General features: G+C 66.9%; 1 protein-coding gene. It reads right to left on the bottom strand.

Annotation, left to right across the window (positions count from 1 at the left end; genetic code table 11):
* Positions 1 to 222 precede the first annotated feature (222 nt).
* A complete protein-coding gene (locus tag ACZ7NC_RS45140) occupies positions 223 to 1,641 on the bottom strand; it encodes an ATP-binding protein (RefSeq protein WP_471498157.1) in 1,419 nt (472 codons plus the stop codon).
* Positions 1,642 to 2,530: the final 889 nt, after the last annotated feature.

Here is a 2,530-nt window from a genome sequence, read left to right as displayed (position 1 = left end):
GCACGAGAGATCTACCGGCTCATCGTCCTAACAAGGCAGGCGCCTGACCATCAGGCCCCCGCAGAAGCCACTACTTGACATCCATAGGGGCATCAGCACCCATTGTCACGTTAATCTGGGCTCGTGAGACGATCAACACCAAGATCGTCTCACGAGCCCAGATTAACGTGACAATGCCATGACAAGGCCCCCAACCTCGTTGCCGCGTCAGCGATCCGCTGCTCACAGCGGCCAAGCGCTCAGCAGGTCGTCGGGGCCGTAGACGGCGTCGAGTCCCGGAGAGTCGACGCCGCTGCGTGAGACCGCCACGACCGGGACGGGTTCGGCGGTGAGTGCGGCGCGGTGGCGATGGAGGGCTGCCAGGTCGTGCCGGTCGAAAGGCGCATGCTCCAGCCACTTAATGGAACCGACGAAGAGCAGCTCCTTGGCGATGGGGGCGCGGTCCGCCCCGACGATGTCGATCTCGACGTCGTTGGTGCGGGTCCAGTAGCCACCAACTGCGGGGGAGGCGGGCAGCTGGTCGTCGGGCAGTATCCGGGCGAGCGCCTCGCGGATGAGCGGTTCGATGGCTCGGCCGCGCCAGCTGGTCCAGTTGTCCCGGATCCGCGCCAAGGTCAGATCGCCCCGTCCCCGCTCGATCTCACCCATGGACGGGCCGAGAAGGTGCAGCCAAAACCGCAGGTAGGGATCCGTCACCCGGTAGCGGCGATCCTTCGACGGGCGCAGGGACACGGGCAGCTCCGCAGCGACGATCCGCTTGTCGGTGAGCAGCTCCAGCGCTCGCTTCAGCGGCGTGGCGCCGATCCCGCCGGCCGCGCGGGCGATGTTGGTGAAGGTCCGCTCGCCACTGCCGATCGCCGCCAGCACCGCACGTGCCTGAGCTTGCGGCGGGAACTCCGCAGCCAGCGAGCGCTCGGCCGACACGAGCAGTGCCGAGACCGGGTCATTCAGCGCCTCGCCGAGGAAGTCCCACAGCCCCGCGCCGTGCTGCCACTCCGCGCAGATCAGCGGCAGCCCGCCGGTGACCAGCGCCGCATCGAAGACTTCCGCAGGATCCAACCCCAGCATCCGCCCCACCTCAGCGGGGTTCAGCGGCCCGAGCACCATCTCCCGGCCACGCTGATGGAAGGGGCGGCCGTAGCTGTTCAGCGCCTCCATCATTGACAGATCCGAGCCGATGAGGATCAGCAGCACCGGCTTGGTCTCCAGCGCGCGGTCCCAGGCCCGCTGCAGCATCCCCTCGAAGGCGCCGGCGGCATCCATCAGGTACGGCACCTCGTCGATCACAAGCACGCTCGGCTCGTCGGTGGGCAGTGCCGCGGCCAACACATCGAACGCGGCGTCCCAGCTGTCCGGCCTCGCGGCGGCCACCAGCTGTGCCAGCGGCAGCGTCGACGCCTGGGCATCCCGGGCCAGCCGTGCCAGATCACCCCCAGGGGACGCGCCGGTGGCGGCGTAGAACAAGAACGGCACCCCTGAGCGCTCCACGAACCGCTCGACCAGCCGCGACTTGCCCACCCGGCGACGCCCACGCAGCATCACGCACCGGCCTGGCCGCTCTGCATTGACCCCCGCGGTGACCTTTTGCAGCTCGCGCTCCAGCGTTGCCAGCTCTTGTCGGCGACCGACGAAATCCACCATGTCTGCTGACCTCCATACACTTCCCCCCAGGAGACTAATGGCAATGTTAGTAACAGCAATGTTAGCAACATGCTCGCTGCGTAGCGCCGCGGGGTCTGTACGCACCCTTGTAGCGTGGAGGTGTGACTGAAGTTGAGGGTCATGGGTGGGAAGCGACGGTCGTACAACGCGCCCTTTCGTGAGGGTGCGGGACGGATCGTGTTGGAAACCGGGAAGTGGTGCTGTCAAGTTCGCGGAGGCGGTCGGGTAGCCGAGGGGAATCGCACCCAATGCCAGGAACTTACGCGGCGCGGGGCTGGGCGGCAGGGCAGGGTGGATCTTGCTGTTCAGCCTGATGTGGCGCCTGTGTGTCGGCGGTGTCCGGTGTGGTGATGGAGAGTTGGTAGGTGACGTTTGCGAGGTGAGGGCGGTGGAGGCCTGCCGGGAGGGGAAATGGAACAGCGGCCTCTTGGCCATGCGCGGGCAGGTCCGGCAGGTGACGTGTTTGGTGATCACGCGTCGTGAGAGGTCCCGGTAGAGCTGTTCGCAGTGCGCCTCGGTGTCGCGGGGCGTGGTAGTGATCGAGTTCCGGACCGCGTCTCGGGCCGCAGTGAAGGAGATCCTCGCGGGTTCGAGGTCCTCCCCGCGCAGGGCGGCATGACAGATGATCAGGCGGATCGTCTGGTAGACGATGAGGTAGGCCCACAGTTCCTGGCGGGCGACCTCGGGGTCTGTGGCGCGCAGGGCGCGGTGCGAGCCCCGTAGGTAGGTCTTGATCTCTCGGAAGCCTGTTTCCACCGCCCACCGCCTGGCGTGGCGCTATCAAGTTGTCTGCGGGGGCGTGAGATGATCTTGATGTAGGTCGTCTTGGGATGGGCTCGCGGTGGAGGCTGAGGCGTCGGTGTCGTAC

Source organism: Streptomyces sp. NPDC111802 (genome assembly GCF_055634335.1).
Note: the sequence above shows the minus strand (reverse complement) of the source record. Positions and strands in the feature narration are given on the sequence as shown.

Bases quoted from the DNA above. Each gene is read 5' to 3' on its own strand.
- ACZ7NC_RS45140 (WP_471498157.1), bottom strand. From the start codon at position 1,641: ATGGTGGATTTCGTCGGTCGCCGACAAGAGCTGGCAACGCTGGAGCGC.